The sequence below is a fragment of the Candidatus Nitrohelix vancouverensis genome, assembly GCA_015698305.1.
In the GTDB taxonomy this organism is placed as follows: domain Bacteria; phylum Nitrospinota; class Nitrospinia; order Nitrospinales; family VA-1; genus Nitrohelix; species Nitrohelix vancouverensis.
The window spans coordinates 174,514-193,319 of sequence record CP048620.1; the positions used below are offsets into that span (position 1 = coordinate 174,514).

Consider the following 18,806-nt stretch of genomic DNA (forward strand, 5'->3'; position numbering starts at 1 on the left):
GACAAAATAAACGCCTCTTGAACATGGAAACTTCATGCGACCTGACGAATTGAATCGACCCGCAACCAGGGAACTCGAACATCGAACCGAAAAGGCTTCGCTCGCCTTGCCGGCGAAGCTGACGCGTCGCAGTCTGGAATTCCTCGCAGACAGCGCTCCCGGCCCCGCGCAGTCTTTACATTACAAGCGTAGCGACGGCGCGCGTCGTTCGCTCAGTCTCAAGGAAGTCGCGCGCTGGGCGCGTGAAGCCGAGCGCGGCAAAGCCTTCGCGCAATACAACCTCGGCGTCATGTACTTCAAAGGCGTGGGCGTCGAACAAAATCCCGAAGAAGCCTTCAAATGGTTCAAGCAAGCGGCCCTGCAAGGCTCCCCCAAAGCGCAGGGGTTCCTCGGCGTGTTTTACGAAAACGGTCTGGGCGTTGCCAAAGACATCGAAGAGGCGGCGCGCTGGTACAAGGACGCCGCCGAACAGGGCAACCCGGAAGCGCAATACAACCTCGGTCGTTTGTATTATCAGGGAAACGGCGTTTCAGCGGACTGTTCTCTCGCCGCTCAATGGTTCGAGAAGGTCGCCCGGCAAGGCAATCCCCAAGCGCAGAATCACCTGGGCCTGTTATTCGAAAACGGAGAGGGCGTCGATCGCGATTATGAAAAAGCTCACGAATGGTATCTGAAATCCGCCAAGCAGGGGGACCCCGAAGCACTGTACAATCTCGCCACTCTCTACGAATGGGGCAAGGGCGTACCGCAACATCTCGAAGCCGCTTTCGATCTGTACCAACGCGCCGCAGACAAGGGACTGGCGAAAGCTCAGTTTAAGATCGCGACCTTTCACTATGTTGGCGACGCCGTCCCGCAATCGTCGAAAGACGCCGTGCAATGGCTCTGCAAGGCGGCGGAGCAAGACGATGAACCTGCGCAGTTTTTTCTCGAAACGACGGGCAATAATTTCGTGCCGAACGGCGACGAACTTTTTGCCAAGGCGAATTATTTCTTTCAGCGACGCGAAACCGACGACGCCTTTCAGTGGTACCGCAAGGCCGCGCAACTCCTTCATATTGAATCGCAATACCGCACCGGAGCATTTCTTGATAACGGGCGCTGGATGGAACCGCAATCAGCCGAAGCCGTGCGCTGGTATCAAAAGGCCGGAGAAAGCGGACACGACCGCGCGCGCTTCCAACTCGGCCTTCTGTATTTACTCGGAGAAGGCGTCAGGCAAAACGGCGAACGCGCCTTTTTCTGGATCAGTCAGGCCGCGCAAAACAATACGGCGGAAGCCCAACTCTTTCTCGGCGTTCTCTACGAGCAGGGACAAGGCGTCGAAGCGGATGAAGGGCAGGCGCTGGAATGGTATCGCAAAGCCGCAGAACACGGAGACAGTTTCGCGCAATACCATGTCGCGCGTATGCATTATCACGGCAAGGGCGGGCTGATTAAAAATTTCAAGGAAGCGCTGAGATGGTACCGCAAGGCCGCCGAACAAGGTCTGGATCTGGCGCAATACAATCTCGGGCGCATGCACCTGAACGGAGAAGGCGTGGAACCCGACCGCTCGACCGCCGCCGACTTCTTCCAGCAAGCCGCCGAGCAGGGTCACGATTACGCGCAATACGCCCTGGCAAAAACGCTCTATCACGCCTCCACAAACCCGGAACGATTCGCCCTCGCCCGACTCTGGGCCGAACGCGCCGCGCAACAGGGCAACGCGCTTGCGCAAAACCTGCTCGGCGTTTTATATGAAAATTCCGAGTGTGAATTTCATGACTATCAGGAAGCCGCGCGCTGGTATCGCAAAGCCGCAGACCAGGGATGCGCCCAGGCTCAGAACAATCTCGGCATCCTGTATTTCACCGGCAAGGGCGTGCAACAAAATTATGAGACCGCCGCTGACTGGTATCGTCGCGCCGGAAAATCCCGCAGACAGGAAGAGGACTCGACTTCTACGCCACAACGTCTCGCCTGGCTGATTCAGGCCGCGGGGGACGGTTCCGTCCGCGCGCAATGGCAACTCGCAAAACATTTCGAGCAACAAGCGCCCGGTTCGGCGAAAAGTCGACTCTGGCATCGCCGCGCCGCAGAACAGGGGCAGGATGAAGCGCAATTTGTTCTGGCGCAATGGATCCGCAACGAACAAGGAGCGGATGCCCCTCAGGCCCTGCACTGGCTCAACCTGTCCGCGCAACAAGGCAACGCCGACGCGCAAAGAGAACTGGGTCTGTTTCACGCCTCCAAAATTTCTTCGCAATGCGACGTTGCTCAAGCGCAGAACTACTTGCGCCTTTCAGCCGAACAGGGAGACCCGATCGCCCAGCTCGAACTGGGCAAGCTGTATCTGTACGGTCAAACCGGATCACGTCAAACCGAAGAAGCCCTGCGCTGGTTTCGCCGCTCGGCGGAACAAAACTGCCTGACCTCCTGGGTCTATCTGAACAAACTGACCCGCCCCGCTTCCTTTTAACCCCGCTCCAACTTTCATTAGCTTCCGTCAAATCTGGTCGACTGACTATCCGGTTGATTTTCGTTTTATTTTCGCCTATCCTTAATGCAATACGCAAGCGACCGGAGACGCGGCATGCATTTGACCAAACGACAGCGGGAGATCTACGAATTCCTCAAGGAACATATTCGCGCGCAGGGCTACGCGCCGAGCATCGCCGAGATCGGCAAACGCTTCCAACTCAATTCCCCCGCCACCGTCCACAAACACATTGCGCATTTATGCGACAAGGGATTGATCCGCAAACACGACAACCTCAGTCGCGCCATAGAGATCATGGAAATCGAAGACGAAGCGCCGTCCCGTCTTCCCAGCTATCCCCTGCTCGGCTCTATCGCCGCAGGCAAGCCCATCGAAACCTTTGAGACCCGCGATATGGCCGCGCTGTTTCCCGACCCTATGGACCGAAACATCTATCTCCTGCAGGTGAAGGGAGATTCCATGATCGACGATCACATTCAGGACGGCGACTACGTCATCGTCGAAAAAAAAGAGAGCGCAGAAAACGGCGAGACGGTGGTCGCTTTGCTGGACAACGAACGCGCCACGCTCAAACGCTTCTATCGGGAAAAGGGAAGGATTCGACTGCAACCCGCCAACGAAACCATGGAACCGATCTTTGTTGATGAAGGCGAGTTCAAAATTCAGGGCGTCGTCGTCGGCGTGATGCGCAAATTCAAGTAGGCAATCATGATGCCACAACAGGGCGCTCGCGAGCGCATCATACTTCATATCGACATGGACGCCTTTTTCGTTTCCGTGGAAGAGGCGCTCGACCCCTCCCTGCGCGGCAAGCCGGTGGTGGTCGGCGGCGATCCCGACGGGCGCGGCGTGGTCGCGGCGGCGTCTTACGAGGCTCGCGCCTTTGGCATCCATTCCGCCATGCCCATCGCGCGAGCGCGTCGATTGTGCCCGGAAACCATTTTCCTGCGCGGCTCCTACTCGCAATACTCCGAGTTTTCGCAACGTATCTTTGCCATTCTCAAACGCTATTCGCCCAGCGTCGAGCCGATGTCTCTCGACGAAGCCTACGTTGACTTGACGGGATGCCAGAAACTCTTCGGCCCCCTGCTCCCGATGGCCGAAGGCATCCGCAAGGAAATCTGGGACGAGGTCGGCGTTCCCGCGTCCCTCGGCATCGCTTCCAACAAACTGATCGCCAAGATTGCATCGGCCTTTTGCAAACCGCGCGGCATGTTGTGGATCGCCCCCGGAATGGAGGGACGTTTCATTCAGGCCATGCCGGTGCGACGCATCCCCGGCGTGGGCGCCAAGGGCGAAGCGGAACTGCGACATCTGGGCGTCCGCACCGTGAACGATCTGCGCCGACTTTCCGAATCAGTTCTTGAAAATCATTTCGGCAAATGGGGACTCTCCCTATACCGCAAGTCGCGTGGGATCTGCGAACGACCCGTGCAGAACGAATCGACCCTCGCGCGTTCGATCAGCCGGGAAACCACTTTCGACGTCGACTCCAACGACCTTGAGTTCCTGCGCTCGCAACTCAGTTACCTGACGGAAAAAGTCGCGTCTCAATTGCGCGCCGCCGGACTGTTTGCGGCTTGCGTCAGCGTCAAACTGCGCGACTCAAAATTCAAAACGGAAAGCCGAAGCAAAACCCTTGCGGAAGCGACCAGCGAAGACCGCATCCTGTTCCGCACTGCCAGCGACCTGCTCAAAAAACTTTTCAATGATCGACCGCTCCGGGCGCGCCTCATCGGCGTTGCCCTGTCTTCGCTGACGGAGCATCGCGATCAGCAATTCAATTTATTTGAAACCGCAGCACCGGGGCAGAACGACCGGCTCTATGAGGGCCTCGACCGTATCCGGCAGAAATACGGCTTTCGCTCGATCCTGCGCGGCGAAAGCTCCCGGGATTAAATGACGCGCACAAACCAAAGGAGATTGATACCCTTATGCTGAACACCACCGACTCCCATGCGCGTTTTCCCGTCACGCGCAACCGGATTTTTTTTGATCACGCGCGCGTCGCGCCCTTGCCGCAATGCGTGCGCGACGCCATTCATGAATTCACGCAGGACGCCTGCGAACACGGCAACGCGCATTATCTGGACTGGATGGCGGGCGTGGCGCAGACCCGCAACCGATTCGCAAAACTGATAAACGCCAGACTGGATGAAGTGGCTTTCGTGAAAAACACGTCTGAAGGCATCTCTATCGTCGCCAATGGACTGGACTGGAAGCCGGGCGATAACGTAGTCATCCCAGACATCGAATTCCCCGCCAACGTCTATCCCTGGCAGAATCTGAAACGCCACGGCGTCGAAACCCGTTTCGTGCGCGCTGTCGAAGGCAGGGTGCTGTTCGACGACATCGTCGCGCAAACCGATTCGCGCACCCGCATCATTTCCATCAGTTCAGTCGAATGCAATTCCGGTTTTCGCAACGACCTGCATCGTATCGGCATGTTCTGCAAGGAAAGCGGCATCCTCTTCTGCGTCGACGCAATCCAGAGCCTCGGCATCCTTCCCATGGACGTGAAGCGCGACGGCATCGATTTTCTTTCGGCAGACGGACACAAATGGCTGTTGGGTCTTGAAGGGCTCGGCGGATTTTATATTTCCAAAGAGGCGCTTGAACGGGTGTATCCCGTGACGGTGGGATGGGGTAGCGTCGTCGATTCGCAAAATTTCATGCACTATGATTTTACCTTCCGACCCGACGCGCAACGTTTCGAGGAGGGCAGCGCCAACACGCTGAGCATTCACGCGCTGGGCGCGGCTCTGGAACTGTTTGAACAGGAGGGAATCGAAAGAATTGAAAAGCGGATTATGGAACTTGGCGATATCGCGATTCGGCACCTGCAAAAACGCGACATCAAAATCGCCAGCTCCACAATTCCCGAAGAACGTTCAGGGATTATCTCTTTCGTTCCCGACGTCGATTTGAATCCATTGCTGAAATTCATGATGAGTCATTCCGTGTCGATGACCGCGCGCGACGGGCTGGCGCGCATCTCTCCGCATTTTTACAACTCAGAGGATGAGATCGATCATTTCTTCGACCTGCTCGACCGATTCAAAGCCTAGCCCCGCTTAGAGAATGGATTCACTCAGCGAAACTTCGCGTCATGTTGTCGATTCGGTCCTGGATCGCCCGCGCTTCTTCCTCCCTGCCGCTTTTTTTATAAAGCGCCTCGAGGCTCACCAGGGACGGCATGTATCGGGGAACGATCTCCAGCGCTTTCAGATAGGATTCCTCCGCCTTTTGCAAATCGCCAGTCGCCTCATAGACCATGCCCAGATCGTTGTAAGCGGCGAAATACAAGTTACTCAGGGACAGCGCTTTTTTAATGGACTTTTTAGCCTCGTCAAAGCGCTGTCTCTTCAGGAAAACCCGACCCATCGCATTGAAGGCTCGATAGGCCAAAGGATCAATTTCAATAGCCCGATTGAGGAATTCTTCCGCCTCGTCCAGACGGTCAAGGTTCATATACAGTTCGCCCAGATTGCCCATAGCCAGAGTGAACTCAGGCTGAAACTTGATGGCCTGCAAATAATTTTGTTCCGCTTCTGCCATCCGCCCCCAATTGGAATACAAGCGGCCCAGCGCATTATAAGCCGATGAAAAGCCGCCGTCGTGTACCAGCGCCTGTTTGTATGCCGACTCGGCCTGAGGATATTCCCCTTTCAAAGTCATAGCCGTTCCCAGATTGAGGTAGAGAATTTTATTATTTGAATAGATTCGCAAGGCAAAGCGTATCTTTTCGATCGCCTCGTCAACCTTGCCGCTCACCAGCAGAGCCGAGGACTGTCCCACCATGGCGCGCGCGTCTTGATGCGGATAATGCTTCACCACCTCCGACCATAAGCTCAACGAGCCGCCCCAGACCTCGATCTGGCGAACCGTTAAAATGCTGAACATCGCCAATCCCAGGCAGAGCAAAGTTTTTGCAATCGAGAACAGGCGCATTCGAAATAGCGAATAGCTCGAGTCAGCCAAAAGGTATAAACCTGAAGCGACCAGAACGCTGAAAGCCAGAGACGGGAAATAGGTGTAGCGGTCCGCCGCCGCCTGGGAACCGACCTGCACGATGCCGATCACCGGAGACAGGGTGATGATGTAATAAAGCCAGGCCATTGCGAAGATCATCCAGCCGCGTCGCCAGGCGCGATAGCATGCGATAGAAACCCCCACAAAGATCAGCGCTGGCAATAGAAACAAGTCCCAGACCAGTCTCAAATCCTGCATCAAAGGGTAAAGCGGAGTCAGGCCCACGGGGAGCAGGGTCTTTCCCAGATAGACCAGGCACAAGCTGTTCAGAGCATTGGCGATGCGCAACTGCACGGGGAATTGCTCCAGCGTCGTGATGGCTCCGATATGTTTTTGAGCAAGAACTGTGATGGCGGCGCTAGCCAGAGATAAAACAAAGAACCATTTTTTTTCGAACAGCAAAGCAAAAAAATCGCGCCGCGTTTTCCATCGTCCCAAGGGAAAATAATCCAGCAGGAGCAGGATCACAGGCAGAGTCAGGGGCATCGGCTTGGCGGTCAGAGAAAGAAAAAATAAAATCAGCGCGGTTGCGAACCAGAATTTCTTTTTCCCTTCCTCTTTCGCCGCAACATATTTGAAATAGGCGAGGTAAACGGGAAAGGCGAAAAAGGCGCTCAATACGTCTTTTCGTTCCGACACCCAGGCCACCGATTCGACGCGCAGGGGATGAAGCCCGAACACCAGCGCTCCCAGCATCGCCGACCACCAGAGCGCGCGCCGGTCCAACCTTCTGCCAAACCCCAACCGCAACAATTCCCTCACCAGCAGAAACACCCAGAAGCTGTTCATGCAATGCAGTAACACGCTGGTCAAATGATGCCCCATGGGATTCAAACCAAAAAAATGATAATCAATCGCGTGAGAGAACCAGGACAGCGGCTGCCAGTTGGAATAATGAAAAGCCGTTGCCATGATTTTTATGTTTTCCCAACTTAGCGAGGTGATGAAGGGATTCATATAGATGAAACCCGTGTCGTCCCACATGAGAAATTCATTGTCCAGAGAATTGATGAAAACAAACAAGGTGAGGAGAAACAAAAACAGAAAGGTCAGGGCCAGCGAAGGATCATGCCCTTCACCGGCAGGCTTTCCGGTCTTTTCTACGGAATGTTGCGTCAATGGCTTCATGGACGACCGAGGGCCTCCGCCCTGTAAATTTCCAGCGCATGGCGCGCGTCCGGCTTGGCAAAGGACATCGTTTTTTTAAACTCAGGATTCTTCTTTACGAACGATTCTGCCGGGTAGCTGATATAGGGATACACAAAAAATATCGGCGCATCGCTGTGCAGACGTTTCAAAGCAAACGGCTCCTTCTGGTATTTATGCGCGTGGTCGGGCGCCTCCCCTTTCGGAATCAAGCGTTCATGCAGGGGCCACCAGGGAACATGCAGGATTTCTATATTGGCCTGCTTTCTCAAATAAATCAAAACGCCGTCTGTCGGATTTCCCGGCTTGCTGGAAACCGCCAGCACGATCGGCCCCCGGTTCGCCTGATCCTGTAAATAGGCCACCGCTTCCTTGACGCCATAACCCGAGTTCATGCCTTCGAGAAACATCGTTCTATCGAGAGAGGACAAAGGCGCCTTCAAAGGATCGTCTGCGAGTTTCTGGGCAAAAAAAAAGCGTCCTGCAAGCTGACCAGCATGAGCGCGGCAAGGATCGCCGGTTGCGCCCACATTCGCCGGGCGCCATCGGGCGATCTTCGCTCCAAAGCATCCTGAACGAATTGGCTGATGCGAAGCAGAGCCATCGAAACGAGCAGAATCAGGGGAGGCACAAACATCAAAAGATAGCGGGAATAAAAGCCTTTGGACACGAGGACGATGAGCAGAGGCGGCGCGAACGCCCAAACCAGCAGGGCCAGCTCAAACTTCCGCTTCTCCTTGAGGACAAGGACGACAGACAAAATAAGAATCAAACACAGCGGCAGGGTCAGGTAAGAAATATAAAATCCGCACATCGCCAGAAAATTTTCTTTCCACTGTTCCAAAGGAACGCTTGCGATCTCCTCCAGCGTTAAAAAAACTTCCGGCCAGCGCAGAGCCGCCCCGGCATGGTAAAAACTGATCTCCTTGCCCCATAGATACAGGGGAAGCGTCCACAGTAAAACGCCCGCCGCGATGAGGGATCCCCAGCGGAGAAATTCGTGCAAGGTCGGTCTGTTCATCAAGAACAAGAAAACAAGAGGGACAGGAAAGAACAGAATCGCATTGCCTTTGGTGAAAAAAGCCGCGCCCAATAGCAAACCGATTCCAAAGGAACGCGCAGTCGCTCTGCCGGGATCATCCGCAAGCGACAGCGCAAGGACGACGCTCCAGACCGCCAGAGCGCACATGAGGCTGTCCACCATGGCGAGCCGGTCATGAAACAGAAAGAACGGGCACAGGATAACGAGGAGCGCGCAGACCCAAGCCTCTTTTGGGGAAAACTCGCGCCGGGCGATCTGATACATTCCGACAAGGGTCGCGAATCCGGCGAGGATTGAAACCGCCCGCCCCGCCAGCAGAGGATCGTTAAAAAAATTTAAAGCGAGTACGACGAACCACATATACAGAGGGTGCTTGCCCTCCATGCGGAACAGCGCCATGTCGAATCCATTTTCGGAAACGATCTGGGCGATATTGATATAAATTGCTTCGTCGGAGAACACGGGAAATGAGTCCAGCCCCCAGTAACGCGAGACCACATAGGTTAGAGTTAAAACAAGGAAGGGAAACAATACTTGAGGAAAGCTGAGAAATCGCGATTGAGGCATCGAGTCGGGGAGCAAAATCCTCCCCGCCGCCACCAAAAATGAAGGGCGAAACCTTGTGCATGCGGAAGGGGGATGAGAGAATTTACAGCCTCTGGCGCTATAAGAGCGCCAGAGGCTGATTTAATCCTGTATATCAGGTACAGCCCGTTCCAGTTGCCGATCCCACAGAGCCTGCGCCTGCGGTACCGGTAACTTCCGTATAAGACCAGGTGCAGGTCGTGCTACTACCCACATCCGCTGTAAATCCGGAAGCATCCGTTCCAAGCGAAACGTCGGTGCCGTCCACCTGAGCAAGCACGCTAGCAATGTCGTAGGTGCTGGCCGAATTCAAAATGTATTGCGCATGTAACATGGTGACCGCTCCCTTGAGAGCGCCCGTCACGCCAGAAGCCACCGAACCCGTAGCGTTTGATTTCAAATCGATAAACCTGGGAATCGCCACTGCGGCAAGGATGCCGAGGATCACGATAACCATGATCAGTTCAATCAGCGTAAAACCTTTTTCACTTCCTAATATTTTTTTCTTCATACCCGCTCCTTCGGTTAATTTCTGGCATCAATGCTACACATAAGCTATTGAAAAGTCAAACCTTATATAATTCCCAACGAGCTTCTATCTATAATTAAAGCAATATATGCGCCAAACTATCATCAACAAAACTATTAAAATGACATAGGGGAATAAAACACGATTTTAGAACAGATTTACACTTCATAAAATATGGCTCTTTCGGCAAAAAGGCAAGCCCTCGAATTCAAAAAACCTAAAAAAGGTGCAAGGGATTACCCAATTTGTTACCCGAATTGCAGACTAGCCTCTTTTTTCCGCTTCTAAATGGTTCAGCAAGGCGTCCAGATTGGGAAGAATGGCGTCCGCTTCTGGAAAATGGATTTCCTGATTGAGCGGGTTGCGGATGATGACGCAGGGCATTTGAGCGCCCTTCGCCGCCGTCAGTCCCTTGAGCGCATCTTCGATGACGATGCATTTCTGCGGTGGGCAATCCAGCGCGCGCGCCGCTTCGAGAAAAATATCAGGGTGCGGTTTTTCACGCAAAGCCTCGCCCTTCCCTAAAATTACGGGAAACAAGGTTCTGGCGTCGGCATTGTCCAGAATCGCTTCGATATCGTGTTTCCAGGAACCGGATGCGATGGCGAGCTTGCGTTTTTCTCCCAGCAAGCGAACCAGTTGTTTCGCGCTGGGGAAGAGCTTGATGTCGCCGCTCTGGCAATACACGGAGTAGAGTTTGAATTTTTCCAGTCGAAGCGCTTTAGGGTCGACGTCCAGGTCCAGCTGATGACGCTCGATCTCACCCTGAATGCCTTTTCCCTTAGAGGTCCACTCTACCCAGTACTCGTCCGGGTCCAATGTATGCCCGTAGCGTTCGAAGACCTCGTTGTAGGCGCGGTAATGGTAAGGCTCGGAGTCGGCCAGCAAACCGTCGAAGTCAAAGATCACCGCTTCGCAATCATTGAGGATGGGCGCCAACGAGGATGTGTCTTTCATTTTGGAATCATTCATATGCTCAATCGATGGATTTGCCGAATCGGTCGAAGCGCACCCAGCCGTCGAAGAAGCCCGCTTCTTTCGCGGTGGCGTCCCAGGACCAATAGATGATCTGAGCGCGGCCTTTCACTTTGGCGACGTCGAGCAATCCCCAGAAACGGCTGTCCTGACTGTTTTCGCGATTGTCGCCCATCATGAAGAGATGACCCGGCGGCACCAGAATGGGCGCCAGGTTGTCCCGCCTCGGATCGGTTGAAATCATACCGTCGGGGTCCTGGTGCCATACGTAAGGCTCGTCCAGTAATTTGTTATTGATATAAACCTGCTGGTCGCGTATTTCCAGCAAATCCCCCGGCACGCCGACCACGCGCTTGATGAAATCCTTGCTTTCGTTTTTGGGGAATTTGAAGACGATCACGTCGCCGCGTTCCGGCGTATCCGAAAACAACACGATATCGTCAAACAGTTTGATGTCGAGAAACGGGATTTCGTTGGGAATGTGAATCCCGTAGGAAAATTTTGAAACCAGAATATGATCTCCGATGAGCAGGGTGTTCATCATCGAGCCTGAAGGAATTTTAAAGGCCTGCACAATGAAAGTGCGGATGAACAGAGCGAGCAGGAGAGCGATGAAAATCGCCTCGGCAGTTTCTCTCGCTACGCTTTTCGGTTTTGCATTCGTCGTGTCGTCCGCTGAGCGGTCGTTCTTCGCCTTATTTGCCATCGGTCCTCAAAACGGCGAGGAAGGCTTCCTGTGGAATTTCGACGCTTCCAATTTGTTTCATTTTTTTCTTTCCAGCCTTTTGCTTTTCAAGCAATTTTCTTTTACGGGTGATGTCGCCGCCGTAACACTTGGCCAAAACGTTTTTCCTGAGCGCTTTCACGGTTTCCCGCGCCACCACCTTACTGCCAATGGTCGCCTGGATGATGACCTCGAACATCTGGCGGGGAATTTGCTCCTTGAGTTTTTTAGCCAGATCGCGCCCCTGAAAATAGGATTTATCCTTGTGGACGATCAGCGACAACGCGTCGACAAGCTCTCCATTCAACAGGATGTCCAATTTTACCAGATTGGAAGGCCTGAAATCCAAAAATTCATAATCAAAGGACGCATAGCCGCGCGTGCTGGATTTCAAACGATCGTAAAAATCCAGAACGATTTCATTGAAGGGCAGGTCGTATTCCAGCAAAACCGTTTGCGTGTTGAGGTATTCCATTTTTGTCTGCATGCCGCGTCGATCGCGCACCAGAGTCATGATCGCTCCAATGTATTCCTCCGGCGCCACGATGGTGCCTTTCACGAAAGGTTCCTCAAGATGCTCGATGCTGGAAAATTCCCTCAGCTTCGCCGGGTTGTCGATCAATTCCACCTGTCCGTCGGTGGTGATGATCTTGTAGACAACGGTGGGCGCGGTGGTCAGCAACTCCACATTGTATTCGCGCTCCAGACGCTCGCGAATGATTTCCATATGCAATAAACCCAGAAACCCGCAACGAAAACCAAAGCCCAGCGCCGTGGAGGTTTCCGCCTCGTAGGTGAAGGACGCGTCGTTCAGTTTCAATTTTTTGAGCGAATCGCGCAACATCTCGTATTGCTCGCCGCTGATGGGATACAAACCGCTGAACACCATCGGGTTGACTTCCTTGTAACCCGGCAGGGGCTTGGCGGCGGGGCTTTTCAAATGCGTTACGGTATCGCCAATCGCGATCTGGTCCAGTTCCTTGACTCCGGCGACGACATAGCCGACTTCGCCCGCGCGCAACTCCTCTTTCTTCACAGACGCCGGGGTGAAGACTCCCAGCTCCTCCACCTCGCAGGATTTTCCGGCCGCCATCATCAGAATCTTGTCGCCAACGCGCAAGGTTCCGTCCACCACTTTCACCAGGGTGACGACGCCGCGATAAGAATCGTACCAGGCGTCGAACAAAAGAGCCTTCAGACGCTCGTCGGGATTGCCCTGCGGCGCAGGAATCTTTTTGGAGACCGCATCCAGCAGTTCGTCGATACCGATCCCTTCCTTGGCGCTGGTGAGCACCGCGCCCGCGGATTCGATCTGCAAGACGTCCTCCAACTGTTCCATGACCGCTTCCGGGTTGGCGCTGGGCAGATCGATCTTGTTGATGACGGGAATGATCTCCAAGTTGTTCTTCATCGCCAGATTCAGATTGGCGATGGTTTGCGCCTGAATTCCCTGGGTCGCGTCGATGATGAGGAGCGCGCCCTCGCAAGCCGCCAGAGAGCGCGACACTTCGTAAGTGAAATCCACATGGCCCGGCGTGTCGATCATGTTGAAAATAAACTCCTGACCATCGGGTCTTTTATAGAGCAGACGCACCGTTTGCGCCTTGATCGTGATGCCGCGCTCGCGTTCGAGGTCCATGTTGTCGAGGACCTGGTTTTTCATTTCGCGCATCTGCAAGGCCCCGGTCGAGATGATCAGCTTGTCGGCGAGCGTGGACTTGCCGTGATCGATATGGGCGATGATTGAAAAATTTCTAATGTTCTTTTGATCCATTAAGGAACCTTGTATTTACCTGTTGATAACCAGAGCAGACCTGCGACACAGCGAACCGCCTCGCGCAAACCGCCTGGAAAATGTCGGTTGAGTCGTCAAAAACCCGCGCTATGAATTAATCGGAGCCGGGCGCAGAACCGGGCTGGAAAGCTGGTCGCGCCATTCATCGAAGCGCGCGATCATGGCTTCATAATCCTTATGATTGTCAATGTCAAGCGCGGCGCCGGGATAGGGAACTTCCATTGAGGTGAAACGGGTTTTCAAAATCGTGGAAATGCATCCTTCCAGTTCTTTTTTCGGAATCCATTTGCGAAAATAATTCACCATCGAGTCCATGTGCAAGGCCGAGAAAAAAAGGCACAATTCCAACCCGATATAATAGGGGTAATGCTGAAATTTGTCTTTGCCAAACAGCGACAATCCAAACAAAATAAAATTTTTGAAATTTCTTTGGTAACGGTACTGGTACATTTTCTGGATATAGGCCCGGTTAGCGATCCGCAAGGGTTTCACAAGATGCAGGTTGTTGATTCGGTAGCTCTTTTCCTTGAGATGCAAATACGCCATCTTGATGCCGGGCTTGCCCTCCTGAGGATAAAAGGGCTGTAGAGCTTCTTCGGGAGTCAAGCCCAGTATATGATCGAAGTTGTCCACGTCGGCCCGACTGATAAAATGCTCCACCTCGTGAGGCGTCAACAAGGGAGAATCGCAAGGCACGATCAAAACCGCCTTGTCCTTGATTTCGGGCTGTTCCAGTTCTTCCGGCGATCCTCCATTCGGGAGAGTCTGCAAAAAAGTGCTCCAGATATTTTCGTACAGGTTGCGCTTTTGTTCCACCACCCGGACGGTCTTCGGGTAATTGAGATCGATCTCGTCCTTTTCGAAGGTTCCGCTCAAGCGCGTTTTCGAACCCACGACAAAAATATCCTGGACCGATTCCACCTGTTGCAAAGACTCCACCACATAGCTGATGATGCTCTTAGCTTGTATTGGGAGAAAGGCCTTGTGCTGGCGGTAAATCTTGTAGCTGGATTCACCCTCCCCAGCAACCAGAACGACGTCGTATTTATTCCCGTCCATTTTTACTTTCATATCCATATGCTTAAACAGCTTGATTTTAAAATGTTATAACATAAAACGCATACAAATCGCGGCTTAACTGAAAGCGCGCCCCGCTTTTCAAACTTGCGCTTTTAGATGAAATTGGTTATACAGGCATATTGTCCAACGGCTCCCTGAAACGATGACACCCGAATCTGATTCCTCTTTAAAAATAACGCCTCTGCACGAAATCCACAAGGAACTGGGCGCAAAACTTGTCCCCTTCGCCGGCTGGCATATGCCGATTCAGTATGCAGGCGTTATGGAAGAACATTTATGCGTCCGCCAAGCGGTTGGCGTTTTTGACGTCAGCCATATGGGAGAAATTGACGTTAAAGGGCCGGAAGCAAAAGCCTTTCTGCAATACCTGACGACCAATGACCTGAACAAGATGTCGGACGGCTCGGTTCTTTATGCCCTCATGTGCTATGAAAATGGCGGCGTCGTGGACGATTTGTTAATCTATCGTTACTCGAACGAGCATTATTTTTTGTGCGTGAATGCGTCGAATACGGAAAAAGATTTCCGCTGGATCAGCGAACAAGCCGGACAATTCAAGGTCGAAATTGCCGATATCAGCGCCGCTACGGCGCAGTTGGCGGTTCAGGGTCGAAACGCCGAAGCCCTGCTACAAACGTTGAGCGATATCTCCCTGAGTCAAATCGAATATTATCATTTTAAAAAAGGGAAAATCCATAACATTGAGTGTATAATTTCCCGGACCGGCTACACAGGAGAAGATGGCTTTGAATTATACATGGATTCCGATTCCGCCGCCGGTCTATTTAAGAAAATTCTTGCAGACGGAGCCGCTCAGGGTTTACAACCGATCGGCCTGGGCGCGCGCGATACGCTGAGACTGGAAATGGCTTATTCGCTGTACGGTAATGAAATCGACGCAGACTGCAACCCCTTCGAAGCAGGTCTTGGCTGGGTGATTCGCCTGGACAAAGAAGAAGATTTCATCGGTAAAAAGACGTTGAATGAATTAAAGGTCAATGGGCCAAAGCGGCGAATCGTCGGTTTGAAACTGCAGACCCGGGGCGTCCCGCGATCCCATTATAAGGTATTGAACCAGGGCGAAACGGCAGGCGAGGTGACCAGCGGGGGATTTTCACCCTCGTTAAACGCCGGCATCGCGCTGGCTTATGTTGATCCTTCGCAGGCCAAAGTTGGGAACACGCTGGACATAGAGATCAGGAACCGCCCTTTTCCCGCCCAGATCGTCAAAATGCCGTTCGTGCCTTCATCGGTAAAAAAATAAACAGGTCCTGCCACAAGGTCGGCGCCTGATAACATTAAACATTTGCAACTGGAGGTACTATGGAGACTCCTCAGGATCTTTTATACACCATTGAACATGAATGGATTCGCGTCAACGGAAACAAGGGCGTGATTGGCATTTCCGCATTTGCACAGGATCAATTGGGAGACGTCGTTTTCGTTGAAATGCCTGCGGTCGGCGCCGAATTGACGCAAGGAGAAACGTTCGGTGTCGTCGAGTCGGTTAAAACCGTGTCCGACCTGTACGCGCCCGTCAACGGCAAAGTCACCGCTGTCAACAAAGCGCTGGAAGAAAATCCAGAGTTGGTGAATTCCAGTCCCTATGGAGACGGCTGGATTCTGGAGATCGAACTCTTTGTGCCGGAAAAAACCGACCACCTGTTAAAACCCGCGCAATACGAAGAACAATGCGGCAAAGAAGGCGCCTGATTCGGCCGCTACACAATTTTTAAAATGCCATACATTCCACATACAGAAAACGATATCAGGGAAATGCTTGCGGCCGTCGGCGTGCAAACCGTCGATGAACTGTTCGACTGCATTCCAGAACCATTGCGCCTCGAAGACGGCGCCTTGGAACTGCCCACCGGAATGGCGGAGAGCGACCTGACCGGTCATTTTCGCGAGTTGGGAAAACGGAACCGCAACGCGTCTGTTTTCCTCGGCGCCGGAGCCTATCGTCATTATGTGCCCGCAATCGTCGGGGCGCTGGCTTTGCGCGGAGAATTTTCGACCAGCTACACGCCGTATCAACCCGAAGTCAGCCAGGGAACCCTGCAGGCCATTTTCGAGTTCCAGACCATGGTGTCCATGTTAACGGGAATGGAGATCGCCAACGCATCCGTCTACGACGGCGCGTCGAGCATGGCGGAAGCGGTTCTCATGGCCAACCGCATCAATCGAAAAAACAAGGTTCTGATTTCGCGCGCAGTTCACCCCGAATACCGCGAAGTCGCCAGAACGTATTGTCGAGGCGGACAGGTCGAGTTTCAGGAAATACCTTACGATGAGGAAACCGGGCAGACCGACCTTGAAAAACTCTACGAGGCGCTCAGCCCCGAAGTCAGCCCCGAAGTCAGCGCCGTGGTCATTCAAACTCCCAATTTTTTTGGCGTTGTCGAAGAATTCAAAGACTTGAGAGAACGGCTCGATGAAATCGACGCCCTCCTGATCGTAAATGTCACCGAAGCCTTGTCGATGGCGCTGTTGAAATCGCCCGGCGAGCGCGGCGCAGATATCGTTTCAGCGGAAGGTCAATCCTTTGGTCTCCCCGTTTCGTTCGGCGGCCCTTACGTCGGCTTGTTTTCAACCCGCGAAAAATTTCTCCGCCAGATGCCCGGTCGCTTGTGCGGTGAAACCGTGGACCGACGAGGTCGACGCTCCTACGCGCTGACCCTCTCCACCCGCGAACAACATATCCGTCGTGAAAAAGCCACATCCAACATCTGTACCAACCAGGGCCTGTGCGCTTTGTCGGCGACCATCTACCTCGCCTACATGGGCAAACAAGGCCTGAGAGATCTGGCAATCCTCAATTTAAAAAAAGCAGACTACCTGAAAAACAAACTCGCTAAAGTGAGCGGTTTTGAAATTGCGTTTTCGTCTGACACCTTCAATGAATTTGTTTTGCGATGCCCTCGTCCCGCCATAGAGATTCGCGACAATTTACTCCAGGAAAAAATCATCGCAGGATTTCCTCTGGCAGAAGACTATCCTGAACTGAAAAACTCTCTTCTCCTTTGCGCCACCGAGGCCAACTCCCGCGAGGAAATGGATCGACTGGTCGACAAGCTTGCCAGCATGCGCTGATCTGTTATTATCAACGTGCATGCGGGTTGCGATCAATGACAAGTTCGCTCGCTATCCAAAATTCCCAGAAGCATTCAATCCTATAGACGTCTCATGCCCTTAACTTCGTTGTCTGACGCACACTTATTCAGGATGAAAGAATATGAATGAGACCAATCTGATTCTGGATCGAATCATCATGGGAAGTTTGTTTGGTTTTGTAGCATTTTCCCTGTTTTCGATCAGCTTGACTCAGATAGCCTGCGGACTGGGAGGTCTGGCATGGATAACCAAAGTCATCATCAATCACTCCCACAAAGAGCTTCATCTTCCTTTAAAATATCCATTGCTTGCGTTTAGTCTCGCCTGTATTTTAGCCGTCGCAACCGCCATCGACCCGGAGAACAGCTTCCCCTCTCTCAAACGACTGCTCGAAATCCTTATTTTCTTCTGGGCGGTCAATACAATAGGCAACGAAACGCTACGAAATCGACTGATACTGGTTTTGATCCTTGCAGGAGCCTTGTCCACGTTCAGCGGTTTTTATCAAGTCTCGCAATTGGGCTTTGGCACCAATTCCCGTGCGGAAGGTTCCATGAGTGTTTACATGACTTTCGCAGGGCTGTTGATGATGGTTGGATTGCTTGCATTGAGCCGCCTGTTATTCATCGAACCCGTCAACAAATGGGTGGCGCTTGGTTTTTTTCTCATTACCCTTTGCCTGGTTCTGACTTACGCACGGCAAGCCTGGCTCGGTTTTTTAGCCGGGACGATTCTTTTAGTCTGGTTTCGTAAAAAAATACTATTGGCGGCGATTCCCGTTTTAATAGGTCTGATATTTGTGCTATCGCCTTGGGAGCTTCAAGATCGCTACAAAAGTATGCTTGATCTAAAAGATCGTAACCTGACCATCCGACTGGCTCTATGGGATAGCGGCTTGCGAGCCTTTGCCGATTACCCTGTGACCGGGTGTGGATTCAAGTGTATGGACAAAATATACTCAAGGTACCCGGACCCCACCGGTTTTTTAGAAAGAATGAGAGGATTGCACAATAACTTCATTCAGCTTGCTGTTGATACAGGCATCCTCGGCGTCGGATCGTGGATCGCCATATGGGTCGCATACTTCATGGCCCTGTATAAAAAAATAAGCGCATCTAATCGGGATCAACCTGAGTACGCTGTGGCCATGGGCAGTCTCGCCGCAATGTCGGGATTTCTCGTGGGCGGAATTTTTGAGGTAAATTTTTATGATTCCGAGGTGAGCATGTTGATGTATTTCATCATGGCGTTACCCTTTGCATCAGAACCAAACAAAATGAAAGAAACCATCAAGCGCTAATT

16 protein-coding genes are annotated in these 18,806 nt (G+C 52.8%); 8 read left to right on the plus strand and 8 right to left on the minus strand.

The window, feature by feature from the left end:
* Nucleotides 1–34: 34 nt before the first annotated feature.
* The 4 genes from G3M78_00900 (at nucleotide 35) to G3M78_00915 (ending at nucleotide 5,550) form a co-directional block, all read left to right on the plus strand.
* A complete protein-coding gene (locus G3M78_00900) occupies nucleotides 35–2,461 on the plus strand; it encodes a sel1 repeat family protein (protein ID QPJ64037.1) in 2,427 nt (808 codons plus the stop codon).
* Nucleotides 2,462–2,575: 114 nt separating this feature from the next.
* On the plus strand, nucleotides 2,576–3,184 hold the full coding sequence (gene lexA, locus G3M78_00905; GenBank protein QPJ64038.1) for a transcriptional repressor LexA: 609 nt from the start codon (nucleotides 2,576–2,578) through the stop codon (nucleotides 3,182–3,184).
* 6 nt (nucleotides 3,185–3,190) lie between these two features.
* The gene (dinB, locus tag G3M78_00910) at nucleotides 3,191–4,381 is read left to right on the plus strand and encodes a DNA polymerase IV (GenBank protein ID QPJ64039.1); all 1,191 of its coding nucleotides are present in this window, start codon (nucleotides 3,191–3,193) and stop codon (nucleotides 4,379–4,381) included.
* Between the two features lie 35 nt (nucleotides 4,382–4,416).
* Nucleotides 4,417–5,550, plus strand: coding sequence for an aminotransferase class V-fold PLP-dependent enzyme (locus G3M78_00915; GenBank protein ID QPJ64040.1), 1,134 nt, complete (start codon nucleotides 4,417–4,419; stop codon nucleotides 5,548–5,550).
* 19 nt (nucleotides 5,551–5,569) lie between these two features.
* On the opposite strand, the gene G3M78_00920 is transcribed toward G3M78_00915, so the two are convergent.
* The 8 genes from G3M78_00920 to G3M78_00955 form a co-directional block, all read right to left on the minus strand.
* Nucleotides 5,570–7,642, minus strand: a complete 2,073-nt coding sequence (locus G3M78_00920; protein ID QPJ64041.1) for a tetratricopeptide repeat protein — start codon at nucleotides 7,640–7,642, stop codon at nucleotides 5,570–5,572.
* Nucleotides 7,639–8,091, minus strand: a complete 453-nt coding sequence (locus tag G3M78_00925) for a hypothetical protein (GenBank protein ID QPJ64042.1) — start codon at nucleotides 8,089–8,091, stop codon at nucleotides 7,639–7,641. The genes G3M78_00920 and G3M78_00925 overlap by 4 nt, the downstream gene beginning before the upstream one ends.
* Nucleotides 8,092–8,099: 8 nt before the next feature.
* Nucleotides 8,100–9,269, minus strand: a complete 1,170-nt coding sequence (locus G3M78_00930; protein QPJ64043.1) for a hypothetical protein — start codon at nucleotides 9,267–9,269, stop codon at nucleotides 8,100–8,102.
* A gap of 133 nt (nucleotides 9,270–9,402) precedes the next feature.
* A complete protein-coding gene (locus tag G3M78_00935; GenBank protein ID QPJ66725.1) occupies nucleotides 9,403–9,786 on the minus strand; it encodes a prepilin-type N-terminal cleavage/methylation domain-containing protein in 384 nt (127 codons plus the stop codon).
* Nucleotides 9,787–10,080: 294 nt separating this feature from the next.
* Nucleotides 10,081–10,773, minus strand: a complete 693-nt coding sequence (locus G3M78_00940) for an HAD family phosphatase (protein QPJ64044.1) — start codon at nucleotides 10,771–10,773, stop codon at nucleotides 10,081–10,083.
* A gap of 19 nt (nucleotides 10,774–10,792) precedes the next feature.
* Nucleotides 10,793–11,497: a signal peptidase I gene (gene lepB, locus G3M78_00945; protein ID QPJ64045.1), complete on the minus strand. Its 705-nt coding sequence runs from the start codon at nucleotides 11,495–11,497 to the stop codon at nucleotides 10,793–10,795.
* Nucleotides 11,487–13,289, minus strand: coding sequence for an elongation factor 4 (gene lepA, locus G3M78_00950; GenBank protein ID QPJ64046.1), 1,803 nt, complete (start codon nucleotides 13,287–13,289; stop codon nucleotides 11,487–11,489). Before lepA ends, lepB begins: the two co-directional genes overlap by 11 nt.
* A gap of 108 nt (nucleotides 13,290–13,397) precedes the next feature.
* Nucleotides 13,398–14,387 (minus strand): NTP transferase domain-containing protein, encoded by a 990-nt coding sequence (locus G3M78_00955; GenBank protein QPJ64047.1) that lies wholly within the window; start codon nucleotides 14,385–14,387, stop codon nucleotides 13,398–13,400.
* Nucleotides 14,388–14,532: 145 nt separating this feature from the next.
* Between G3M78_00955 and gcvT the strand changes: the two genes are divergently transcribed.
* From gcvT to G3M78_00975, 4 genes are all read left to right on the plus strand, one after another.
* The gene (gene gcvT / locus G3M78_00960; protein QPJ64048.1) at nucleotides 14,533–15,654 is read left to right on the plus strand and encodes a glycine cleavage system aminomethyltransferase GcvT; all 1,122 of its coding nucleotides are present in this window, start codon (nucleotides 14,533–14,535) and stop codon (nucleotides 15,652–15,654) included.
* A gap of 59 nt (nucleotides 15,655–15,713) precedes the next feature.
* The gene (gene gcvH, locus G3M78_00965) at nucleotides 15,714–16,103 is read left to right on the plus strand and encodes a glycine cleavage system protein GcvH (protein ID QPJ64049.1); all 390 of its coding nucleotides are present in this window, start codon (nucleotides 15,714–15,716) and stop codon (nucleotides 16,101–16,103) included.
* A 24-nt stretch (nucleotides 16,104–16,127) separates the two neighbouring features.
* The gene (locus G3M78_00970; GenBank protein ID QPJ64050.1) at nucleotides 16,128–17,483 is read left to right on the plus strand and encodes an aminomethyl-transferring glycine dehydrogenase subunit GcvPA; all 1,356 of its coding nucleotides are present in this window, start codon (nucleotides 16,128–16,130) and stop codon (nucleotides 17,481–17,483) included.
* A gap of 142 nt (nucleotides 17,484–17,625) precedes the next feature.
* Complete coding sequence (locus tag G3M78_00975) at nucleotides 17,626–18,804, plus strand: hypothetical protein (protein QPJ64051.1); 1,179 nt, start codon at nucleotides 17,626–17,628, stop codon at nucleotides 18,802–18,804.
* Nucleotides 18,805–18,806 lie beyond the last annotated feature (2 nt).

Bases quoted from the DNA above. Each gene is read 5' to 3' on its own strand.
- G3M78_00900 (QPJ64037.1), top strand. From the start codon at position 35: ATGCGACCTGACGAATTGAATCGACCCGCAACCAGGGAACTCGAACAT.
- lexA (QPJ64038.1), top strand. From the start codon at position 2,576: ATGCATTTGACCAAACGACAGCGGGAGATCTACGAATTCCTCAAGGAA.
- dinB (QPJ64039.1), top strand. From the start codon at position 3,191: ATGATGCCACAACAGGGCGCTCGCGAGCGCATCATACTTCATATCGAC.
- G3M78_00915 (QPJ64040.1), top strand. From the start codon at position 4,417: ATGCTGAACACCACCGACTCCCATGCGCGTTTTCCCGTCACGCGCAAC.
- G3M78_00920 (QPJ64041.1), bottom strand. From the start codon at position 7,642: ATGAAGCCATTGACGCAACATTCCGTAGAAAAGACCGGAAAGCCTGCC.
- G3M78_00930 (QPJ64043.1), bottom strand. From the start codon at position 9,269: ATGCCTCAATCGCGATTTCTCAGCTTTCCTCAAGTATTGTTTCCCTTC.
- G3M78_00940 (QPJ64044.1), bottom strand. From the start codon at position 10,773: ATGAAAGACACATCCTCGTTGGCGCCCATCCTCAATGATTGCGAAGCG.
- lepB (QPJ64045.1), bottom strand. From the start codon at position 11,497: ATGGCAAATAAGGCGAAGAACGACCGCTCAGCGGACGACACGACGAAT.
- lepA (QPJ64046.1), bottom strand. From the start codon at position 13,289: ATGGATCAAAAGAACATTAGAAATTTTTCAATCATCGCCCATATCGAT.
- G3M78_00955 (QPJ64047.1), bottom strand. From the start codon at position 14,387: ATGGATATGAAAGTAAAAATGGACGGGAATAAATACGACGTCGTTCTG.
- gcvT (QPJ64048.1), top strand. From the start codon at position 14,533: ATGACACCCGAATCTGATTCCTCTTTAAAAATAACGCCTCTGCACGAA.
- gcvH (QPJ64049.1), top strand. From the start codon at position 15,714: ATGGAGACTCCTCAGGATCTTTTATACACCATTGAACATGAATGGATT.
- G3M78_00970 (QPJ64050.1), top strand. From the start codon at position 16,128: ATGCCATACATTCCACATACAGAAAACGATATCAGGGAAATGCTTGCG.
- G3M78_00975 (QPJ64051.1), top strand. From the start codon at position 17,626: ATGAATGAGACCAATCTGATTCTGGATCGAATCATCATGGGAAGTTTG.